This is a genomic window from Oscillibacter sp. MSJ-31, from assembly GCF_018918025.1.
In the GTDB taxonomy this organism is placed as follows: Bacteria; Bacillota; Clostridia; order Oscillospirales; family Oscillospiraceae; genus Hominicoprocola.
Window position 1 is genome coordinate 26,034 of record NZ_JAHLPT010000008.1, and the last position, 17,983, is coordinate 44,016.

General features: G+C 59.4%; 17 protein-coding genes and 1 pseudogene. 2 read left to right on the forward strand and 16 right to left on the reverse strand.

All coding sequences use genetic code 11. From position 1 onward, the window contains the following. Window positions 1–47 precede the first annotated feature (47 nt). The 4 genes from msrB to KQI17_RS07295 form a co-directional block, all read right to left on the reverse strand. On the reverse strand, window positions 48–1,013 hold the full coding sequence (gene msrB / locus KQI17_RS07280) for a peptide-methionine (R)-S-oxide reductase MsrB (protein ID WP_371821974.1): 966 nt from the start codon (window positions 1,011–1,013) through the stop codon (window positions 48–50). A gap of 250 nt (window positions 1,014–1,263) precedes the next feature. Then, window positions 1,264–2,223 (reverse strand): TlpA disulfide reductase family protein, encoded by a 960-nt coding sequence (locus KQI17_RS07285; RefSeq protein WP_216495531.1) that lies wholly within the window; start codon window positions 2,221–2,223, stop codon window positions 1,264–1,266. Window positions 2,224–2,235: 12 nt separating this feature from the next. Beyond that, window positions 2,236–3,120 (reverse strand): 4Fe-4S binding protein, encoded by an 885-nt coding sequence (locus tag KQI17_RS07290; RefSeq protein ID WP_216495589.1) that lies wholly within the window; start codon window positions 3,118–3,120, stop codon window positions 2,236–2,238. Between the two features lie 25 nt (window positions 3,121–3,145). Continuing rightward, window positions 3,146–3,292: a CD1871A family CXXC motif-containing protein gene (locus KQI17_RS07295; protein WP_165643166.1), complete on the reverse strand. Its 147-nt coding sequence runs from the start codon at window positions 3,290–3,292 to the stop codon at window positions 3,146–3,148. A gap of 147 nt (window positions 3,293–3,439) precedes the next feature. On the opposite strand from KQI17_RS07295, the gene KQI17_RS07300 reads away from it, so the two are divergent. Both KQI17_RS07300 and KQI17_RS07305 read left to right on the forward strand, forming a co-directional pair. After that, window positions 3,440–4,117 (forward strand): response regulator transcription factor, encoded by a 678-nt coding sequence (locus tag KQI17_RS07300; RefSeq protein WP_216495532.1) that lies wholly within the window; start codon window positions 3,440–3,442, stop codon window positions 4,115–4,117. Beyond that, on the forward strand, window positions 4,114–5,283 hold the full coding sequence (locus KQI17_RS07305) for a cell wall metabolism sensor histidine kinase WalK (RefSeq protein ID WP_216495533.1): 1,170 nt from the start codon (window positions 4,114–4,116) through the stop codon (window positions 5,281–5,283). Before KQI17_RS07300 ends, KQI17_RS07305 begins: the two co-directional genes overlap by 4 nt. A 15-nt stretch (window positions 5,284–5,298) precedes the next feature. On the opposite strand, the gene KQI17_RS07310 is transcribed toward KQI17_RS07305, so the two are convergent. The 12 genes and pseudogenes from KQI17_RS07310 to KQI17_RS13605 form a co-directional block, all read right to left on the reverse strand. Beyond that, window positions 5,299–6,696: an ABC transporter ATP-binding protein gene (locus KQI17_RS07310; protein WP_216495534.1), complete on the reverse strand. Its 1,398-nt coding sequence runs from the start codon at window positions 6,694–6,696 to the stop codon at window positions 5,299–5,301. Further along, window positions 6,693–7,391, reverse strand: a complete 699-nt coding sequence (locus tag KQI17_RS07315) for an energy-coupling factor transporter transmembrane protein EcfT (RefSeq protein ID WP_216495535.1) — start codon at window positions 7,389–7,391, stop codon at window positions 6,693–6,695. The genes KQI17_RS07310 and KQI17_RS07315 overlap by 4 nt, the downstream gene beginning before the upstream one ends. Further along, window positions 7,388–7,990, reverse strand: a complete 603-nt coding sequence (locus KQI17_RS07320; RefSeq protein WP_216495536.1) for an MptD family putative ECF transporter S component — start codon at window positions 7,988–7,990, stop codon at window positions 7,388–7,390. Before KQI17_RS07320 ends, KQI17_RS07315 begins: the two co-directional genes overlap by 4 nt. A 70-nt stretch (window positions 7,991–8,060) precedes the next feature. Continuing rightward, window positions 8,061–9,803: an ABC transporter ATP-binding protein gene (locus KQI17_RS07325; RefSeq protein WP_216495537.1), complete on the reverse strand. Its 1,743-nt coding sequence runs from the start codon at window positions 9,801–9,803 to the stop codon at window positions 8,061–8,063. After that, window positions 9,800–11,593, reverse strand: a complete 1,794-nt coding sequence (locus tag KQI17_RS07330) for an ABC transporter ATP-binding protein (RefSeq protein ID WP_216495538.1) — start codon at window positions 11,591–11,593, stop codon at window positions 9,800–9,802. The genes KQI17_RS07325 and KQI17_RS07330 overlap by 4 nt, the downstream gene beginning before the upstream one ends. A 90-nt stretch (window positions 11,594–11,683) precedes the next feature. Next, window positions 11,684–12,298, reverse strand: coding sequence for a TetR/AcrR family transcriptional regulator (locus tag KQI17_RS07335; RefSeq protein WP_216495539.1), 615 nt, complete (start codon window positions 12,296–12,298; stop codon window positions 11,684–11,686). A 293-nt stretch (window positions 12,299–12,591) separates the two neighbouring features. Continuing rightward, window positions 12,592–13,015, reverse strand: a pseudogene (locus KQI17_RS07340) (flavodoxin). Window positions 13,016–13,047: 32 nt separating this feature from the next. After that, window positions 13,048–13,599 (reverse strand): DUF3793 family protein, encoded by a 552-nt coding sequence (locus KQI17_RS07345; protein ID WP_216495540.1) that lies wholly within the window; start codon window positions 13,597–13,599, stop codon window positions 13,048–13,050. A 137-nt stretch (window positions 13,600–13,736) separates the two neighbouring features. Continuing rightward, window positions 13,737–15,824, reverse strand: a complete 2,088-nt coding sequence (locus tag KQI17_RS07350) for a heavy metal translocating P-type ATPase (RefSeq protein WP_216495541.1) — start codon at window positions 15,822–15,824, stop codon at window positions 13,737–13,739. Window positions 15,825–15,827: 3 nt separating this feature from the next. Next, entirely contained in the window at window positions 15,828–16,097 is a 270-nt protein-coding gene (locus KQI17_RS07355) for a DUF6110 family protein (RefSeq protein ID WP_177840668.1), read from the reverse strand. A 146-nt stretch (window positions 16,098–16,243) separates the two neighbouring features. Continuing rightward, window positions 16,244–17,083 (reverse strand): class I SAM-dependent methyltransferase, encoded by an 840-nt coding sequence (locus KQI17_RS07360; protein WP_216495590.1) that lies wholly within the window; start codon window positions 17,081–17,083, stop codon window positions 16,244–16,246. A 23-nt stretch (window positions 17,084–17,106) separates the two neighbouring features. Beyond that, a complete protein-coding gene (locus KQI17_RS13605; protein WP_253285727.1) occupies window positions 17,107–17,982 on the reverse strand; it encodes a methyltransferase domain-containing protein in 876 nt (291 codons plus the stop codon). Between the last annotated feature and the right edge of the window lies 1 nt (window position 17,983).

The window sequence follows — 17,983 nt, forward strand, 5'->3', positions numbered from 1 at the left end:
TGATGTGCTGATAGTGCCTTGCATGAGAATTGCTGACCGCTTGCGTCCTATTTTTCAAACAGGTATAGCAGGTATCCGTAGCCTTCGGTCTCCATTTTTTCATAGGGGACGAAGCGCAGGGCTGCGCTGTTGATGCAGTAGCGCACGCCGTTGGGCGACTCCGGATCGCCGGTGAACACGTGGCCGAGGTGGGAGTCTCCGGCGCGGCTTCTGACCTCCGTGCGGCGCATCCCGTGGCTCAAATCCTCTTTTTCCACCACAGCGGGACCCTCGATGGGCTTTGTAAAGGCGGGCCAGCCGCAGCCGCTCTCGTACTTATCCGTGGAGGAAAAGAGCGGCTCACCGGTGACGACATCCACATAGATGCCCTTTTCAAACTTGTCCCAGAGCTCGCCCGTGAAGGCGCGCTCCGTGCCGCTCTCCTGCGTGACGCGGTACTGCTCCGCCGTCAGCTTGTCCCGGATGGACTCCGCCGCGGGCTTCTGATAGTCGCCCGGGTCGATGCGCAGTTTGGAGAAGAGCTCCATCTCCGCGCGCGGGATGTGGCAGTAGCCGTTGGGGTTCTTTTCTAAGTAGTTTTGGTGATATTCCTCGGCGGGATAGTAGTTTTTGAGCGGGCCGATCTCCACGAAGAATTTCTCGCTGCGACCGCGCTCGATCTCCGCGATGCGCTTCACCGTTTCTCTCGCGCTTTCGTTGGTGTAGTAGACGCCGGTCTGGTACTGACTGCCCCGGTCGTTGCCCTGCCGGTTTTGTACCGTGGGGTCGATCACATAGAAGTAAGCCAGCAGCAGCGCGTCGAGGCTCACCTGCCCGGGGTCGTATTCCACCCGCACGGTCTCCCGAAAGCCGGTCTCTCCCTTGCAGACGGTCTTGTAATCGGCATCCGCCTCGCAGGTGCCGTTGGCGTAGCCGCTCTCGGCGTCGATGACGCCGGGGATGGACTGCATCAGTTGTTCCATGCCCCAGAAGCAGCCGCCCGCCAGATAGATGACATTCTCTGTTTTATCCATATAGGTGATCTCCTCATCGGACCGGTCAAAAGCCGCTCCGTCCATGTTTGTTTCCTGTCCGCCCTTTTCCTTCGGCACAGTCTGCCGCCCGGCGGCGCAGCCGCTGAGCAGCAGCACCGAGGCGAAAAGCAGTGCCAATACGCTTCGATGCATCGCGTTTCCTCCTTTCAGGGGAATCAGGGCTCACTCCGCCCCTTGCCCGCCGGGGGCAATGCAATGGCGCACAGCAGGCGCTTTTTTAAATCTCGGGTCAGCCCACATCGGCGGCGAGCGTCTGCTCGATGAGCTTTTGCAGCGTCTCCGCCTGCTTCTTTTCCGTGATGGCGCCGACGATGGGTTCACCCACGATGTTGCCGCTGCGGTCGACCACATAGGTGGTGGGATAGGCAAAGATGTTGGTGGTAAACTTTCCCGCCTCACCATCGGAGTCAAAATACACATTCTGATAGGTGGCACCCTTCTTGGCCAGCACGTCCTTCGCCTCCGAGATCGCTGCCTCGTCGCCGTCCAGCGTGAAGGTGTTGATGCCGATGAGGGAGCCGCCCTTCTCCGCGAGTTCCTTATTCAGCGCGTCCAGCTCGGCAAGCTCTCCCACGCAGGGATTGCAGGTGGTGAACCAGAAATTCACCACGGTGACGGCGTTGGCAGAGAACAGTTCGTCGCTCTTCACCGTGTTGCCATCCAGGTCTTTCCCCTCAAAGCCGGGGAACTTCTGCATACTGCCGTCGTCGGGAGGGGTGCTCGTGTCGCTGCCCGCGGGCATACTCATATCGCCGTCGACGGATTCCTGCATGATCTCGGGATACTTCTCTTCCAACTCGGTCAGCTTGTTTTCAATATTACTGATCTCCGTGGCCGACTCCTTCAGCCACTCATACTCCTTGTCGGTGAACTGCTCTTTGGCGCCCTCGACGGTATCCAGCAGGAAGTCGCCGTAGTTTTTCCCATCCTCGATCATGGCCATGCCCTTGTCAGCCTCCATAAAGACCTTTTCCCACAGCTCGGCATTTTCCGACAGGAGCGCGTTTTCCCGCTCCAGCAGCTCCTTGTGCAGGGCGAGCGCCTCCTCGGTGGTTTTCGGCTCGCCGGTCATGGCGGAGCCGTCTCCGCTCATATCCGCCTGCTTGTCGTTGTCCTTTGCGCCGCAGGCTGCAAGGGAGAGCAGCATCATCGCGCCCAGCAGCAGAGCCAGAATCTTTTTTGCATTCATATTCGTTTCTCCTTAAGATTTGTTGTTGTTTTCTCGCAGCGTCGCTGCGTTTTCTTTCTCTTTTCCATCGCCGAAGCCGTAGCGGAAGCACACGGCGTTCGTCGGACAGGCGCGGATACACATCCCGCAGCGGATGCACTCGGTATGGTTGGGCGTTTTCGTCACATCCACGTCCATCTTGCAGGCTCTGGCGCATTTCCCACAGGAGACGCACTTACTCTTGTCCACCTTCATCTGGAAGAGGGACACCCGGTTGAACAGCGCATAGAATGCGCCCAGCGGGCAGAGCCACTTGCAAAACGGCCGGTAGAACAGTACGCTCAGCACGATCACCGACAGCAGGATGCTGAACTTCCATGTAAACAGCTTGCCCAGCGCCGCCCGGATGCCGGAATTGGCGAGGGACAGCGGGATGGCTCCCTCCAGCACGCCCTGAGGACAGAGGTATTTGCAGAAGAAAGGGTCGCCCATGCCCACGTCGTTCACAAGGAACGCCGGCAGCAGGAGGACCATCACCAGCAGGACGGCGTACTTGAGGTATGTCAGGGGCTTGAGCTTCTTTGTGGAGAGCTTCTTTGTCGGGATCTTATGCAGCAGCTCCTGAAACCAGCCGAAGGGACAGAGGAAGCCGCAGATAAAGCGCCCCAGCAGCACGCCCAGCAGAATGAGAAAGCCTGTGATATAATAGGAGAAGCTGAACTTGGACGAGCCCACCACTGCCTGAAACGCCCCGATGGGGCAGGCTCCGGAGGCCGCCGGACAGGAGTAGCAGTTCAGCCCCGGCACGCAGACGGTTTTCCCAGCGCCCTGATACAGTCCTCCCTTGAGGAAGTTCGGCAGGTGCAGGTTGGTCAGCAGCGTTGCCCCCGCCTGTATCCAGCCCCGGAAGCGGGACATGGTCTGCGAAACGCCTGAAAACTTTTTATCCAATGCCCACACACTCCAGACATAGTTTGATGGCTTTGCTCAGCACCGTCGCCGCCTCGCCCCGCCAGACACCAAAGCACAGCATGGCGGCTCCGGCCATCAGCAGCACGATCTGCGCCGCGGCCTTTTTCCCGCAGCTCATTTTTCATCACCCTTTCCGATTTTGTGTCCCCATCATAGCGCGGGAGAGTTAAAGTCTCTGTTAAGAACGAAAACTTAACGCAAATCTTATCTGTTTTTGCTATAATGAAAGCAACATAAAAACGGAGAAATAAAAAGGAGGGCTCTCATGCACCTTTTAGTAATTGAAGACGAACGCGCTCTGTGTGAAACCATCGTCCGCAGCCTGCGGCGGCTGGCCTACAGCGTGGACTACTGCTACGACGGGGAGAAGGCTCTGGAGTTGCTGGGTGTGGAGCGCTACGATCTGGTACTTCTTGATCTGAATCTGCCGAAAAAGGACGGCATGACGGTGCTGCGCACCCTGCGGCAGACCGACCGGGAGACGCGGGTGCTGATCCTCTCCGCCCGCAGCGAGGTGGAGGACAAGGTGCAGGGGCTGGACGCCGGGGCAAACGACTATCTGGCAAAGCCCTTTCATCTTGCCGAGCTGGAGGCCCGCATCCGCAGCCTGACCTTGCGGCAGTTCACCCAGCAGGACGTGCTGCTAAGCTGCGGAGCCCTGAGCTTCGACACCCGCTCCCGCACCGCCGCCGTCAACGGGCAGACGCTGACGCTCACCCGTAAGGAAACGGGGATACTCGAATACCTGATGGTGCATCAGGGGCGGCCCGTGAGTCAGGAGGAGCTGATGGATCACGTTTGGGACAACAGCGTGGACAGCTTCAGCAATTCCATTCGCGTCCACATCTCCGCCCTGCGCAAAAAGCTCCGCGTCGCGCTGGGCTATGACCCCATCCGCAACCGCATCGGCGAGGGCTATCTGATGGGAGGCGAGGAAGTATGAAGCGTCTTTCCCTGCAGTGGCGCATCACGCTGATGTCCGTCCTGCTCATCGGCATCACCTGCGTGGCCATGAATTTGCTGCTGTGCTCCTCCGGTGTGTACTATATGGACACCATTGCGGACAGCTTACAGGGCGGCGGCACGGTGATCCTGAATGATGGCGGAGCGGCGAGCTTTGACCCGCAGCTCATAGCGCCCAACGAGGAGTTGACCATCGTCGTCGATGGGGTGCAGGGGAGCTTCCGCACCACCAACTGGTATATCACGGCGGCGGTAACGCTGCTCAGCGGCATCCTCGCCTATTTTGTCAGCGGACGCGCCCTCAAGCCCCTTCGCAGCTTTGCCTCGCAGGTGGAGCAGGTGCAGTTGAACAATCTTGCCGATATGAGGATCGATGAAGACGCCATTTCGGAGTTCCGGCAGCTGAGCCGCTCGTTCAACCGGATGCTGGAGCGGCTGAACAACGCCTTTGCCGCCCAGCGGCAGTTCACCGGCAACGCCGCCCACGAGCTGCGCACGCCGCTGGCGCTGATGCAGGCGCAGCTGGAGCTGTTTTCCTCGGAGCATCCCGATGTGCGCCCGGAGACGGCGGAGTTCCTCACGCTTTTGCGCGAGCAGACGGAGCGGTTGACGCAGATGACCAAGACGCTGCTGGAGATGAGCAATTTGCAGCAGGTGGCGCGGAACGAGCAGCTCCAGCTCGCCCCCATGGTCGAGGAGATCTTTACGGATCTCGCGCCGCTGGCGGAGAAGCGAAGCATCACGCTGGAAGCGGAGGGCGACGCCGCCCTGACCGGCAGCGACGCGCTGATCTACCGCATGCTCTTCAACCTGACAGAGAACGCCGTCAAATACAACCGCCTCGGCGGCTCGGTGCGGGTCGAGCTTGCGCAGGGGCAGGAAAAGTGCATCATTCGCGTTTCCGACACCGGCTGCGGCATCCCGGAGGTGTATCAGCAGAGCATCTTCCAGCCATTCTTCCGCGTGGACAAGTCCCGCAGCCGCGAGTACGGCGGTGCGGGACTGGGGCTTTCTCTGGTGTGGGAGATCGCCAATCTCCACGGCGGCTCCGTTTGGGTGGAGGAAAGCTCGGACAAGGGCACGACCATCGCGGTGGAGCTGCCGGCAGGGGCAGAAAACGATTCCCCCGGCGCGGATATCCCATAGCGCCCCTTGGCGGTTTCATAATGATCGTTTTTCAACCTCCACAATGTTATCGCAACAGCTCTCGATCAGCTCCCTGTCGTGGGTGATCACGAGGATGGTCCTGCCGTTCCGCGCTTCGCTTTTCAACCTTTCTGCGATCAGGCGCATATTCTGCCCGTCAAGGCCGCTGGTGGGCTCGTCAAGGATCAGTATCCCACGGCCGGAAAAGATGGCGCAGGCAATGGCAAGGCGCTGCTTCTGTCCGCCGGACAGGATGGACGGGTGCGCGTCCCTGTACTCATAAAGCCCAAGCTCGTTGAGCAGGTTCCTTGCATGGCTCTTGCTTTCTTCTGTCAATTCGGTATTCAGCAGCAGCTCCTCCGCCACGCCTGCCGTAAAAAACTGCGTTGACGTGTCGTTGCCGCAGTAATAGATCTCCCTGCGCCGGACTGCCGCTCTTGCTTTTTCCCCATCTATCAGGATATGTCCCCTTGTCTGCCTTGCCAGCCCGCAGAGGATCTGCGCAAGGGTGGTTTTCCCCGCGCCGTTTTGCCCCGTTATGGCGGTCACTTTGCCCTTTGGAACGGACATCGAAATATCCTCAAAAATAACTTCTTTGCTTATTCTTTTCGAGAGCCCTGCTGTCTTCAAGACGGCAGGGCTTTCGTCCAATACGGAGGGAGCGGGAAGGCACTTTCCCTCGTGCGGAGAGCGCAGGCCCATGTGCAAAATGTCCTTCTCCGGCAGAAGAAGCAAATCCTCCGGTGTATACTCGGCCGCTATCCTGCCGTCCCGCAGATATAAAAACCGGTCTGCGATCCCCATCAGCCAGTCGATCCGATGCTCCGCGAGGAGCAGGGTAAAGCCCTGCTCCTTGAGCTGCCGGAGGGTCTGCGCAAGCTGCCTCGTCCCGGCGGCGTCGAGGTTGGCCGTCGGCTCGTCGCACACAAAAGCCTTTGGCTTCATGGCATATACGGACGCAATGGCCGCCCGCTGCTTTTCTCCGCTTGAGAGGATGTCAACTGCCCTGTCTTTCAAATGGGACAGCTTCAACGCCTCTATGGCGGCGTCCGTCCTCTCCCGTATCTCCCGGGCGGACAGGCCGTAATTCTCGCAGGGAAAGGCGACCTCTCCGGCAAGCTCGGAGGAAAAGAACTGGCTTTTGGGGTCCTGAAAAACGCTTCCCACCAAACGCCCGATCTCCCATGTGGAAAGCCTTGATATGTCCTTGCCGTCTATCCTCACGCTCCCACTGAAAACTCCGGGATAGTAGGACGGCGCAAGCCCGTTGACAAGCCTTGTCACGGTGGTCTTGCCGCAGCCGGAAAGCCCCGTCAGCACGACGCATTCGCCGCTTTTTACCGAAAGGGAAATGTCCCGCACGCCTCTGTCTGAGTTTTCGTATTGAAAAGAGGCGTGTGTAAGCTCGATCATGCCATGCTCCTTTCCAAAACCAAATAGGAAGCCGTGACTATCGCACATACGGCTGCCGCGATATAATCCCGCGCCCCGGCCTTTTTCTCATAATAGCTGCCGCGCACGCCCGGGCGCTCCGCGCCCCTTGCAACGGCGGAAACAGAAAGCTGATCGGCAAGCTGCAACACCCGAAGAAGAAACGGAACCAGCACATACTCCATGCTCTGCACGGGATGTGCGAGCAGCTGCCCCACCGCGGTCAGCCCTCGGTTTTTCATGGACCTTCCTACGCCCTTTAGCTCCGTCCGCATGGTGGGGAAGAAGCGAAAGACCACAAGAAGCCCGAGAATGAACGGGGTGGGCATACGGAGGCGGGATAAAAATGCGGAGAGCATCCCCGGCGGCGTGGTGATCAGATCCCATGACACCAGAAATATCGGTGACAGGTTCCAGAACACCAGAACATAAAACTCCGAAAAGACCGGCATGCGCAGCCCGTGGAAGCGGATGCCGTAGAGCAGCAGCGCCAGCAGCAGATAAAAGCAGCCATAGGACGCGGCAAGCCGGAAGTTCCGCTGCAGGACGAGATAAAGAAGCGCCCCGCTGGTCAGGATGCAGGTGAGCAGCACATTCCCGCCGATCGTCACTCCGGCAAAGACGCACAGCAGCGCCCACAGCTTGACCGGCACCGCAAAGGATGCGTCCGCTCTCATAGAACGCCGGCCTTCTTAAAATGCCTGCGGATCAGCCGGCTGCCCACCATGCAGCCTAAAAAGCCCATCAGCGTCGTAAACAGCAGAATAAAGGCCAGCCAGCCGGGAGAGGTGTAGTAACGCACATAGGAATCGATATAGCTCTGCTCCATGCCGCTTGCCAGCGCAAAATCGTAGTAGGTGTCCCAGAAGAACCAGATGGGCAGCAGATTGACCCCGTTGTACAGCAGGCTCGCCGCCGTCCAGGCGGCGGTCATACGCTTGGGATTGCCGCAGGCTCCGCGCTTCCACAAAATCGCCTCGCAGATGACGCCCGTGACGATAAAGTAGGGGAGCAAAAACCAGTTGCCCATCAGCAGGAAAATCACGCCGAGGATCGTCATATAGATCAGCGTCACAAAACGCTTTCCGATTCGGCTGACCATGAGCATATAGACCGGCGCGCAGAGGAACATGGTGATCCCCACCGACAGCACCATGCTGACAAAGTCATTGGCCATGCAGACCATGTTGATAACGAGCTGGATCACGATCAGCACCGCGGAGAGCAGCACCGTGGTGATCACATCCCTGACAGACCATTTATTTGTTTCTTTCATAAACTCCTCCTTGTTTTTGACACTTCGTTTTCCGATATTGCACTCGGAATTCTGTTTATCTCGCAACTTTCTACGCCGTCCACTCCATGCTCTCGCTCTGGAGCTGCGCCATGTGTCGGAACAGGCCGTTCTTTTTCAGCAGCTCGGCCGGAGAACCCATCTCAACCACGCGGCCGCCGGAGAGCAGGACGATCTGATCGGCGTTCATGACGGTACGCATACGGTGCGCGATGACGAGCACCGTCTTATCCTTGATAAGCCCGGACAGCGCCGCCTGCACCGCCGTTTCGTTTTCCACGTCCAGCGAGGCCGTGGCCTCGTCCAGCAGGATCACCGGCGCGTCCTTCAAGATGGCGCGGGCAATGGAGATGCGCTGCCGCTCACCGCCGGAGAGCCGGGAGCCGTTTTCCCCGATCAGGGTATGGTAGCTCTCCGGCAGCTTGGATACAAAGGCGTCGCACTGCGCCGCCTTCGCCGCCGCCAGCACCTCCTCGTCGGTGGCGTCCCGCTTGCCGAGGCGAATGTTTTCCATCACGGTATCGGCAAACAGCACCACATCCTGAAATACGATGGCGTAGTTTTCCAGCAGCACCTCGCCGTCCACCGTGGACACGTCCACGCCGCCCAGCCGCACCGTTCCCTCCGCTATGTCCCAGAAGCGGGCCGCCAGCTTGGCTGCCGTGGACTTGCCGCCGCCGGAGGGGCCCACCAGCGCCGTCACCTGTCCCTGCTTCGCCGTAAAGGAAACGTCTCTTAGCACGTCCTCTTTTTCCCGGTAGGCAAAGGTCACGTGCTCAAAGCGGATGTCGTAGCCGTCGGGATCATATTCGGTCAGCCCGGTCATGCGCTTTTCGTTCTCGATCTCCTGCATGCGCTCGATGCGCACCTCGCAAGCGAAAACCGCGGCCATGTTGGCAAACATGGAGCCGATGGGGTCATATACCCGGGTGGCGGCGATAAGGAACATCAGAAACGGGATCAGCGACAGGTCGCCGCGGCTCATCAGCGTTACCCCCGTGAGGACGGTGGTAGCGATGCCCAGCTTTAGGAAGGATTGCGCCGCCGTGACTACGGAGCCTGTGAACAGCTCACCCCGGATGGTGTCCCGCTCCGCCTCGTCCAGCCTGCGGTTCAGGTCGGCGATATACCGCGCTTTCTGGTTGCACGCCTTAATCTCCGGCGCACACTCCAGCACCTCCTGCATGGCGTCGGTGGCCGCACGCCGGGTGACGAGGCCCTTCTTTATGTGCCGCTTTTCCATGCGCCGGGAGAGATAGACCATCAGCAGCGACGCAGGCACCACCCACAAAAGAGCCAGCGCCATCCGCCAGTCGTAAAGCAGCATGCCTGCGGAAATCAGCGCCGTGGAGATAAGCGCGCCGTGCATGGCGGGGTAAAAGTGGGAGAAGGCCTTTTCCAGCGTCTCCGTATCCCCCATGATGGTGGTGGTCAGGTCGGTCAGGTCACGTTTTCCGAAGAAGGACAGCGGAAGCTGGCGCAGCACCTCCGCCAGCCGGATGCGGCGGTTGGCACTCTCCCGGTAGGTGGCTTCGTATAGGGCCTTGTACTGGATCAGGAAGGTCACAAAGAGCGCGGCGAGGGCAAGTGTGCCCGCGACCAGAAAGCGCGTAAGACCCGCCCTTGGGTCGGTGCCGTTTGTCAGTGCCTCTACGATGCCGGAGAGCGCCGTGGCCAGCACGCCCACCGGCAGCATTTTGCTGATGTTGACCAGTACGGACCAGAACACGGCGGCCACATAGTCTTTTGCGCCCTTCTCCGTCATGGCGTATTTTTTTCGGATGCGTTCGATCATGCGGCACCTCCTACCTTCCACTGCGCGCCCTTTTGGTATTCCTCCCACATGGCGGCGTATACGCCGCCCTTTTCAAGAAGCTCGTCGTGCTTTCCTTCCTCGGCGATCTCACCGTCTCGGATGACGAGGATGCGATCCATGTTCCGCACCGTGGACAGGCGGTGGGCGATCATCAGCACGGTCTTGCCCTTCATCAGCGCCTCGAAGGCCTTTTGTATCTTCGCCTCGTTCTCGGGGTCTGCAAAGGAGCTGGCCTCATCCAGCACTACGATGGGTGCGTCCTTTAAGATTGCCCTCGCCAGCGCGATGCGCTGCATCTCGCCGCCGGAGAGGTAGACGCCTTTGGCGCCGATCACGGCGTCCAGCCCGCCCGGCGTCTTTTCCAGAATATCGCTGCACTGAGCAAGCTGCGCCGCGTGTAGTATCTCTGCCTCGGTGGCGTCCGGCCGGGCGGCGCGGATGTTGTCGCGGATGCTTTTCTTAAACAGGCGCACCTCCTGAAAGACGAAGGAGATCTGCTCCATCAGCTCCGCGGTGGGGATGCTGCGCACATCCCGTCCGCCCAGGAGCACCGCCCCTGCCTGCACATCGAAAAAGCGCGGGATCAGCCGGGCGATGGTGGTTTTACCGCCGCCGGAGGGGCCCACCAGCGCCCACGCCTCCCCCTGCGGCAGATGGAAGCTCACATTCGTCAGCGCGGGTCTCTCTGCGCCGTCATAGGAAAAGGTGACATTCTCAAAGGAAATGCCGCTGTCCGCGGGCTTGCTTCCGCTGTCCGCCGCAGGCTCGGGAAGGGGCGACTCCTTCAATATCGCCTCCAGCTTGTTCACTGCCTCGGCGGCCTCCATCTGTGCGTTGACCGCGTACATCAGCCGCTCCATCATAAAGGCAAGCTGGGGCGCGAAGAAGATGTAAAACACCAGATCGGCCAGCACTGCCCAGCCGTCTGCCGCGCCGCCGATGAGAACCATTCCCAAGGGCATGAGAAGCAGGAACATGGCGTTCAGCACCACCGTAAGCAGGGTGTAGGGCATACGGCACATCATGGCGTAGCCGCTGGCAAGGTCGCGGTAGCTGAGGATGGCGGCATGAAAGCTCTTGAAGGAGTAAACCGTCTGCTGGAACACCTTTACCACCGGGATGCCCCGGACATACTCCGTGGCCTCGGCGGAAATGCGCTCTCCTGCCCGCTGGTATTCCTCAAAGAACTTCATGCCCGTCCCGGTCATCATGCTCATCAGGCAGACAAGCCCGATAATCATGGGGATCATGCAGGCAAGCCCCATGCGCCAGTCAAAGACGAAGAGCAGTACCACCGCCAGTATCGGCGTTACGATCCCGCCCACCGCGTCGGGGATGGTGTGGGCAAGGAGCGTTTCTGTCAGCGCCGCGTTGTCGTCGATCTGCTTGCGCAGCCGCCCGGTGAGGTTGGCGTTAAAGTACCCCAGCGGCAGGTCAATGAGATGGGCGGCCGCCGCCTTTCGCATATTTGTCGCCACCCGGAAGGCCGCAAGGTGGGTACACATGAGCCCGGCGAAATACACAGCCGCACTCAGAAGCGCCGTCGCCAGCGCATACCAGCCGTAGCGGGCAAGCCCTGCCGGAACGCCGCCTCCCGGCGTTAAAATGCCCCGGGCCGCGTACCAGACAAAGACGAACGGGAAAATGCCGACCGCCGCCGAAACGCCGGACAGCCCGCAGCCCAATACGGACAGCCACTTATGCCCTCCGGCGTATTCCAGCAGCCTGCCCAGCACCGGCGGCTGCTTCTCTTTTTTCTGTTTGCTCATATTCCGTGTTCCTTTCTTAAAATATATAGGTTTGTTGGAGGATGCGCCGCGCCAGTTAGAGATGGCTAACCGGCAGTTATTTTTTAAGGCTCATTCGAGCCTTAAAAGTCCGCTCCAGCCGGAGTGGAAAAAGATAGCCAGTTCATCGACATATTTCATGGCTTCCTCTCTCGGCATGTCGTGGACGATGGTTTCACACACCGCCGTAAAGTAGGCCCTTGTGATCATGTGATGAAGCTGACGGGTCATGCTCCCGGAGAGCATACCGTTTTTTCTGAGGAGGGCGTAGTATTCTTCGGATCGATCGACCTCCAGCTCTACCAGCACCTCGATGAAATCCGCATAGCCCGTTCCCTCCGCTCGGCAGAGGATCAGCTTGAATTCGTCGAAATGGTCGTACATGAACGCGACAAGCTCGTGCAGGTGTTGGGTGGAAAGCTCCAGACTGTCTTTTGCTCTCCCTTCCGGGATGAGGTCAAAATAATCATCCTGTGCCGCCTTGAAGCGGGTGAGCAGCTCCTTTGCGGTCTCACCCACAAGGTCTTCAAACAGAGCGGTCTTATCCGGGTAGTAGCCGTAGAATGCACCCTTCGTGAAGCCTGCCTCCGCGACAATTTTATTTAGAGATGCGTCCTTAAAACCTTTCTCCAAGAACTCTCTTTTCCCAATCTCAAGGATCTTCCTTTGGGTTTCCGTTCGTTCCATCTCCTACGCCTCCTGATATACCGATAGTATATACTGCTGGTATATTATAACCGAGCATATTGAGTTTGTCAATGAGGCTTGTGATTTTTCTGTTTGCCCAGTTCAACACAGAGCCTCTCTGTTCACATGTCTTGGATGCTTGCGCATATTCTTTTTCAATATTCCAAGCATCGCTATACAGCGCAAGGCAGGAACACCGCAAGTGGTGTCCCTGCCTTTTCGGATAGGCTGTTTGGCAAACGCAAACCGCGCAAGCTGCCGCTAAAGTTACCGTCAGCGGCGGGCATCATTTCTCACTCCGCCAATGCCTTGCCCAGGGCGCGGCAGGCTTCAAGCGCCGCGTCGTCGGGCGTCTCCGTGCAGATCACGCTCTCGCAAACGAGGTTCACCCCCTGCGCTGTCGCAGTCACTCTCCCAGGTACGCATCCACTCGCCATCGCCCCAGCCGTAGGAGCCGAACAGTGCCGCGCGCTTACCGCCGAGGCTTCGCTTGCAGGCATCGAACATGGGCTGGAATTCCATTTCCTCCAGCACCTCGCTGCCCATGGCGGGACAGCCGAAGGCGATGGCGTCGTAGGCGTTCAGATCGCCGGGCTGTACCTTGTCGGGTGTGAGCAGCACAGCCTCCGCGCCTGCGGCGGTCATGCCCTCGGCCACAGCCTTCGCCATGGCCTCCGTATTGCCCGTACCGCTCCAGTAAACAACAGCAGTTTTCATATTCGTATGTTCCTTTCGATGATGATATAGTATCAAACTGCGACGGCAAGCTGCTCGAGCTTCGAGCCGCTTTGCCAAAGTGTGCAGTAGATCTCCGTGCATTTTCTGTATTTCTCGAATAGCGAGCGCGCTTTTCCCTCGTCGCCGTAGACCTTCCACAGCCCCGCGCACTTGAAGCCGTTCGCGCGGTGGTCGATGAAGCCCTTTACGTCCTCCGGCGGGTAGCTGAGAAACAGCCCCACCTCGTGCGGAAACTCTCCGCTCTCGCGGAAGCGGCAGGCAAGCCGCGCCACACAGCGCGCGCAGCTCTCGTCCTCGTAGCCCGCCTGCCGCAGCAGCTCGGACACCCGCGCGTCCCGCAGGTCTCGCCGCAGCTCGGCGGGGCGGTAGAGGTAGAGGAGCGCCTGCCCCGCTAAAAAGCGGATCGGCAGCAGGCAAAGCCCCTTCGGCGAAAGCCGCCGGTTCAGGCGCCGGATGTCGGCCAGCAGGTCCCCGCGGTCCTCACAGGGACAGGGAAACAGGCTTCCCGTCTTGATGCCCGCGAGCGTCGGCGCGCCCTGACGGATCAGAATTTCTTCAGACATTCGCTCTCTCCTCCTGTGGTAGTCTTGTGCATCTATCTTGTTTCGTTCCCCTTGCCTGTTTCGCAGTTAGTGTCCTCTAACCGCTATACTTTGGAATGGGGCAGGGATGCAGCTTGCAGTTTCCCTGCCCCGATTCTTTATGATTTGTTTTTGTCCAGCAGGTCGGTCATATTTTTGAGACCGATGCCCAGCGTAGACCCGTTGTGCAGCAGTGCCGAGGTGGCAGGTGGCAGTACACCCGCCACGCCCAGCGCGATCAGCGTCAGGTTGAAGCCCACGATGAAGCGGTAGCTGCCGTGGATACGCTCCATCAGTGCCTCACTGAGCCTGCGCAGTGTTACCAGCGCAAACAGATCCTCCGAGGCAACGGTGATGTCGGCAATCTCCCGAGCGATGGCCGCGCCGGTGGAGATGGCGATGCCCGCGTCCGCTTCGGAGAGGGCGGGAGAATCGTTGACGCCGTCGCCCACCATGATAACGGTGTGGCCCTTCGCCTTTTCCTGCCGGATAAACGCGGCCTTGTCCTCCGGCAGCACCTCGGCGTACACAGCGTCCACGCCCACCTCGGCGGCCACGGTCTCCGCCGTGCGGCGGTTGTCGCCGGTCATCATCACCACATTGGTAAAGCCGCTCTCGTGCAGTGCTCTTACCGCCTCCCGTGCCTCCCGGCGCAGGGGATCGTGGATGCAGATGACCGCCGCCAGCTCCCCGTTCATGCAGAGATACAGGTGGGAATACGCGGCGGGCAGCGCGTCAAATTTCGGCTGCTCTCCCGCCGGGATGCGGCAGCCCTCGTCCTCAAAGACGAAGTGGGCGCTGCCGATGATGACCTTCTTGCCCTCCACCATACTGGAGATGCCGTGGGCCACCACATACTGCACCTGCGAATGGTACTCCTCGTGGGTGAGCCCGTGCCGCTTTGCCTCCGCCACCACGGCGTTTGCCATGGAATGTGGGTAATGCTCCTCCAGACAGGCGGCAAGCCGGAGCATTTCCGCCTCGTCGTGTCCGCCGAAGGGGATGACCGTCGCCACGGTGGGCGTCGCATAGGTCAGCGTGCCGGTCTTGTCGAACACGATGGTGTCCGCCTTGGCCACCGCCTCCAAAAAGCGTCCGCCCTTGACGGAGATGTGATAGCCGCTGCTCTCCCGCATGGCGGACAGCACCGCAATGGGGATGGCCAGCTTCAGGGCACAGGAGAAGTCCACCATCAGCACCGAGAGCATTTTCGTCACGTTCCGGGTCAGCAGATACGTCAGCGCCGTGCCGCCCAGCGTATAGGGCACCAGCCTGTCTGCCATCCGGGAGGCTTTGTCCTCGGCGGTGGATTTCAGCTTCTCCGACTCCTCGATCATGTGAACCACCCGGTCATACCGCCCGCTGCCGGAGGATTTCTCCACGGAGATGACGCACTCGCCCTCCTCCGCCACCGTCCCGGCATAGACGGGACTGCCGGGATGCTTGGCCACGGGCATGGACTCGCCGGTGAGGGAGGACTGGTTCACCATGGCCTCGCCCTCCACCACACGGCCGTCCAGCGGGATCATGCCGCCGGTGCGGATCACGATACGGTCTCCCGGCATTACATCGGTGATCTTCGTCAGCACCTCGGTGCCGTTTGCCTGCAACCAGACGCTGTCCACCCGCAGGCTCATGGCGGAGGCAAGGTCGGCCACGGACTTTTTGTGGGTCCACTCCTCCAGAATTTCGCCCAAATGCAGCATGAACATGACAGAGCCGGCGGTGGCAAAATCGCCCCGTGCCATGGACACCGTGACGGCGGTGGCATCCAGCACGGAGACGGACAGTTTGCCGTGCCACAGTGCCGAAAGCCCCTCCCGGATGTACTTTACGGAGCGGAGCAGTGCCAGTGCCGTGGTGATGGGCGCAGGCAGGAACAGCTTGGAGATACACCGTCGTATAACGGTGACCGCCAGCTTGTCCTCAAATTCCCGGTTCAGTGCCCGGGAGGTGTGCTCCGGCACCAGCTCCATGGCCTCCGCCTTGGCGAAGGAGAATTGTGCCAGCGCACGGAGTATGTTTCCGCGCTCCGCCTCATAGAGCACCACCGCGTCCTGCGTCCGGTCGTAGACCTTGACCGCCTGCACGCCGTCCTGGGCGCGCAGATAGTATTCCAGCACATCCGCTTGGGATAAGCTCATCCGCCCGCAGCACAGGTGTACCCGCAGCCGTCCGGTCGTTTCATGTAGGATCTTGCATTTCATGGCTTACTCCGCCTTGCTTTCCTCCGCAGAAGCGTCCTCCACCACAGCGGCAGCCTCCGCCTCTGCGCGGCATTCGTTGATTGCCTTCGCATCGGCATAAACATCCTCCGCACCCTCACGCACCGCCGTGACCGTTTTCATCACGCCCTCCTTGGCACGCAGTGCGGCAGCAGTGGTGTGGGCGTAGACCTTCTTGGCATCCTTGCTGCCCAGCAGCTTGATGCCTGCCGTGCCGAACAGCACGCCTGCTGCAAATAAACCGAGTTTTTTCATAATGATTGTCCTCCTATATAATATATGTCAAACCGATGGCCGCGATGGCGGCATCGGAATGAGTTTCGTGTTTTTCCCCGAAGCTGCTCTTGAAACAACGGTGTAATCAACGTCTCTATGTCCTAAGGCATCCCGATGTATTTCATTTATCTGCCGACGAATTTGATCCTCACGATCTGCATTTTCATCACTCCGTCGCCGACTCTGGCGAGGAAACGGAAAAATCCGCTGACGGACGGGTCTTTCAAATCGTTGTAGCCCAACATATAGCCCCGACTGGTGACCTGCAAGCGGCTGTCCCACGCGCCAATCTCTTTGGGAGCGTCGGAAACCGCGAAATACGCGTCCACATCCCTGATCTTCGCACTCTTGAGCCATGTCTTGGCGATCATCTTCACCGCCGCCCGATTCGCAGCGTCAAACACCAGCACACCGCCGGGGAAGGCGTCTGCCATACCCTGCACAAGAGCTTTGACCTGCTCGGTCAGGAAGTAATAGAACACGCCGGAGGCAAAGAATACCGCACCGTTTGAAGCATCAATTTGAGAAAACCATGCCGTATCGTTCAGGTCGCAAGGGATATTTTTCTCCCGCTCTCCGGCGGGCAGTAGCTCGTTGCGCACAGCAATCACATCGGGAAAGTCCAGATTGTAGATTTTGCAGCTTCCGTTGTCGCAGCTTCTTCCGGTGCTGTCCAATCCGCAGCCCAGATTGACCACCGCCGCATTGGGGTGGGTCTTCAGGTAGTCCAGCACCTCCCATGCCAGATCGTTCTGCCGCATAGCGACCTCCAGCGAGCCGAAGCGCTGCATCAGGCTGTGGGATTTCTTTTCCGTCTCCGAAAAATCGTAGTCGATTTCGTTAATCAGCCGCACCGCCGTTTCATCTTGGTAGAGATTCGGATACAGCTCTGAGCAGACCTTCCGCGCATACAGCGGAATGATCAGCGTCTCCTGTACGGTGTTTTTCTCGATTTTATATTTCATAGGTAAAATCATAATCTACCTCCTTATCCCAGCGCCACATCCAGCGTCATCATGACGCTAAAGCCCACGGCAAAGAAAATCGTGCCGATGTTGGAGTGCTTTCCCTGTGACATTTCGGGGATCAGCTCCTCCACCACTACATAGAGCATGGCGCCCGCCGCAAAGCTCAGAAGATACGGAAGCGCCGGGATCACGAGCTGCGCGGCGAGGAGCGTCAGCACCGCGCCGATTGGCTCGACCGCGCCGGAGAGCACGCCGAGCCAAAACGCCCGCCCCTTGCTCTCGCCCTCTGCCCGCAGCGGCATGGAGATGATCGCTCCCTCGGGGAAATTCTGAATCTGCACCTCGTGAAAGCCCGCCTGCTCCAGATACGCCTTCAGCTCGGCGTCCTTGTAGATGGTCATGCCTCCGATGATCTCCGTCCACTTCTTGTCCTTGTCCGTATCGCCGTTGCTTTCGTTGCAGATGAGTAATGTCCCGCCGGGCTTCAGCACCCGGTAAACCTCCCGGAAGCACTGCGGCAGATCGGGCCAGAAATAGACGGTTTCAAAGGCCGTGACCGCATCGAACCAGTTATCCGCAAACACCATATCCGCCACGCTGCCTTGCAGAACGGCACAGCGTCCCTCCGCGATGGCAGCCTCGTTGACTTTTTTTGACTTCTCCACGCTGACGGGCGAATAGTCGATGCCCTTGACGACGCCCTGCGGGCATTTTTTCAGCAGTCTCTTCATGTTCGCCCCGCCGCCGCAGCCGCAGTCCAGCACCCTGGCGTCCGGCGCAAGCTCCAAAAATTGAAGCCCCCACCGTGCCACGGGACTGTGCCCCAGGTTCATCATAGCGACCATGATTTTCCCGCCAAACCCCACAGGCTTTCTGGTGTTCTCAAAAAACGACATC

Coding starts and splice junctions, on each gene's coding strand:
- msrB (WP_371821974.1), bottom strand. CDS start 1,013: ATGGATAAAACAGAGAATGTCATCTATCTGGCGGGCGGCTGCTTCTGG.
- KQI17_RS07285 (WP_216495531.1), bottom strand. CDS start 2,223: ATGAATGCAAAAAAGATTCTGGCTCTGCTGCTGGGCGCGATGATGCTG.
- KQI17_RS07290 (WP_216495589.1), bottom strand. CDS start 3,120: ATGTCCCGCTTCCGGGGCTGGATACAGGCGGGGGCAACGCTGCTGACC.
- KQI17_RS07295 (WP_165643166.1), bottom strand. CDS start 3,292: ATGAGCTGCGGGAAAAAGGCCGCGGCGCAGATCGTGCTGCTGATGGCC.
- KQI17_RS07300 (WP_216495532.1), top strand. CDS start 3,440: ATGCACCTTTTAGTAATTGAAGACGAACGCGCTCTGTGTGAAACCATC.
- KQI17_RS07305 (WP_216495533.1), top strand. CDS start 4,114: ATGAAGCGTCTTTCCCTGCAGTGGCGCATCACGCTGATGTCCGTCCTG.
- KQI17_RS07310 (WP_216495534.1), bottom strand. CDS start 6,696: ATGATCGAGCTTACACACGCCTCTTTTCAATACGAAAACTCAGACAGA.
- KQI17_RS07315 (WP_216495535.1), bottom strand. CDS start 7,391: ATGAGAGCGGACGCATCCTTTGCGGTGCCGGTCAAGCTGTGGGCGCTG.
- KQI17_RS07320 (WP_216495536.1), bottom strand. CDS start 7,990: ATGAAAGAAACAAATAAATGGTCTGTCAGGGATGTGATCACCACGGTG.
- KQI17_RS07325 (WP_216495537.1), bottom strand. CDS start 9,803: ATGATCGAACGCATCCGAAAAAAATACGCCATGACGGAGAAGGGCGCA.
- KQI17_RS07330 (WP_216495538.1), bottom strand. CDS start 11,593: ATGAGCAAACAGAAAAAAGAGAAGCAGCCGCCGGTGCTGGGCAGGCTG.
- KQI17_RS07335 (WP_216495539.1), bottom strand. CDS start 12,298: ATGGAACGAACGGAAACCCAAAGGAAGATCCTTGAGATTGGGAAAAGA.
- KQI17_RS07345 (WP_216495540.1), bottom strand. CDS start 13,599: ATGTCTGAAGAAATTCTGATCCGTCAGGGCGCGCCGACGCTCGCGGGC.
- KQI17_RS07350 (WP_216495541.1), bottom strand. CDS start 15,824: ATGAAATGCAAGATCCTACATGAAACGACCGGACGGCTGCGGGTACAC.
- KQI17_RS07355 (WP_177840668.1), bottom strand. CDS start 16,097: ATGAAAAAACTCGGTTTATTTGCAGCAGGCGTGCTGTTCGGCACGGCA.
- KQI17_RS07360 (WP_216495590.1), bottom strand. CDS start 17,083: ATGAAATATAAAATCGAGAAAAACACCGTACAGGAGACGCTGATCATT.
- KQI17_RS13605 (WP_253285727.1), bottom strand. CDS start 17,982: ATGTCGTTTTTTGAGAACACCAGAAAGCCTGTGGGGTTTGGCGGGAAA.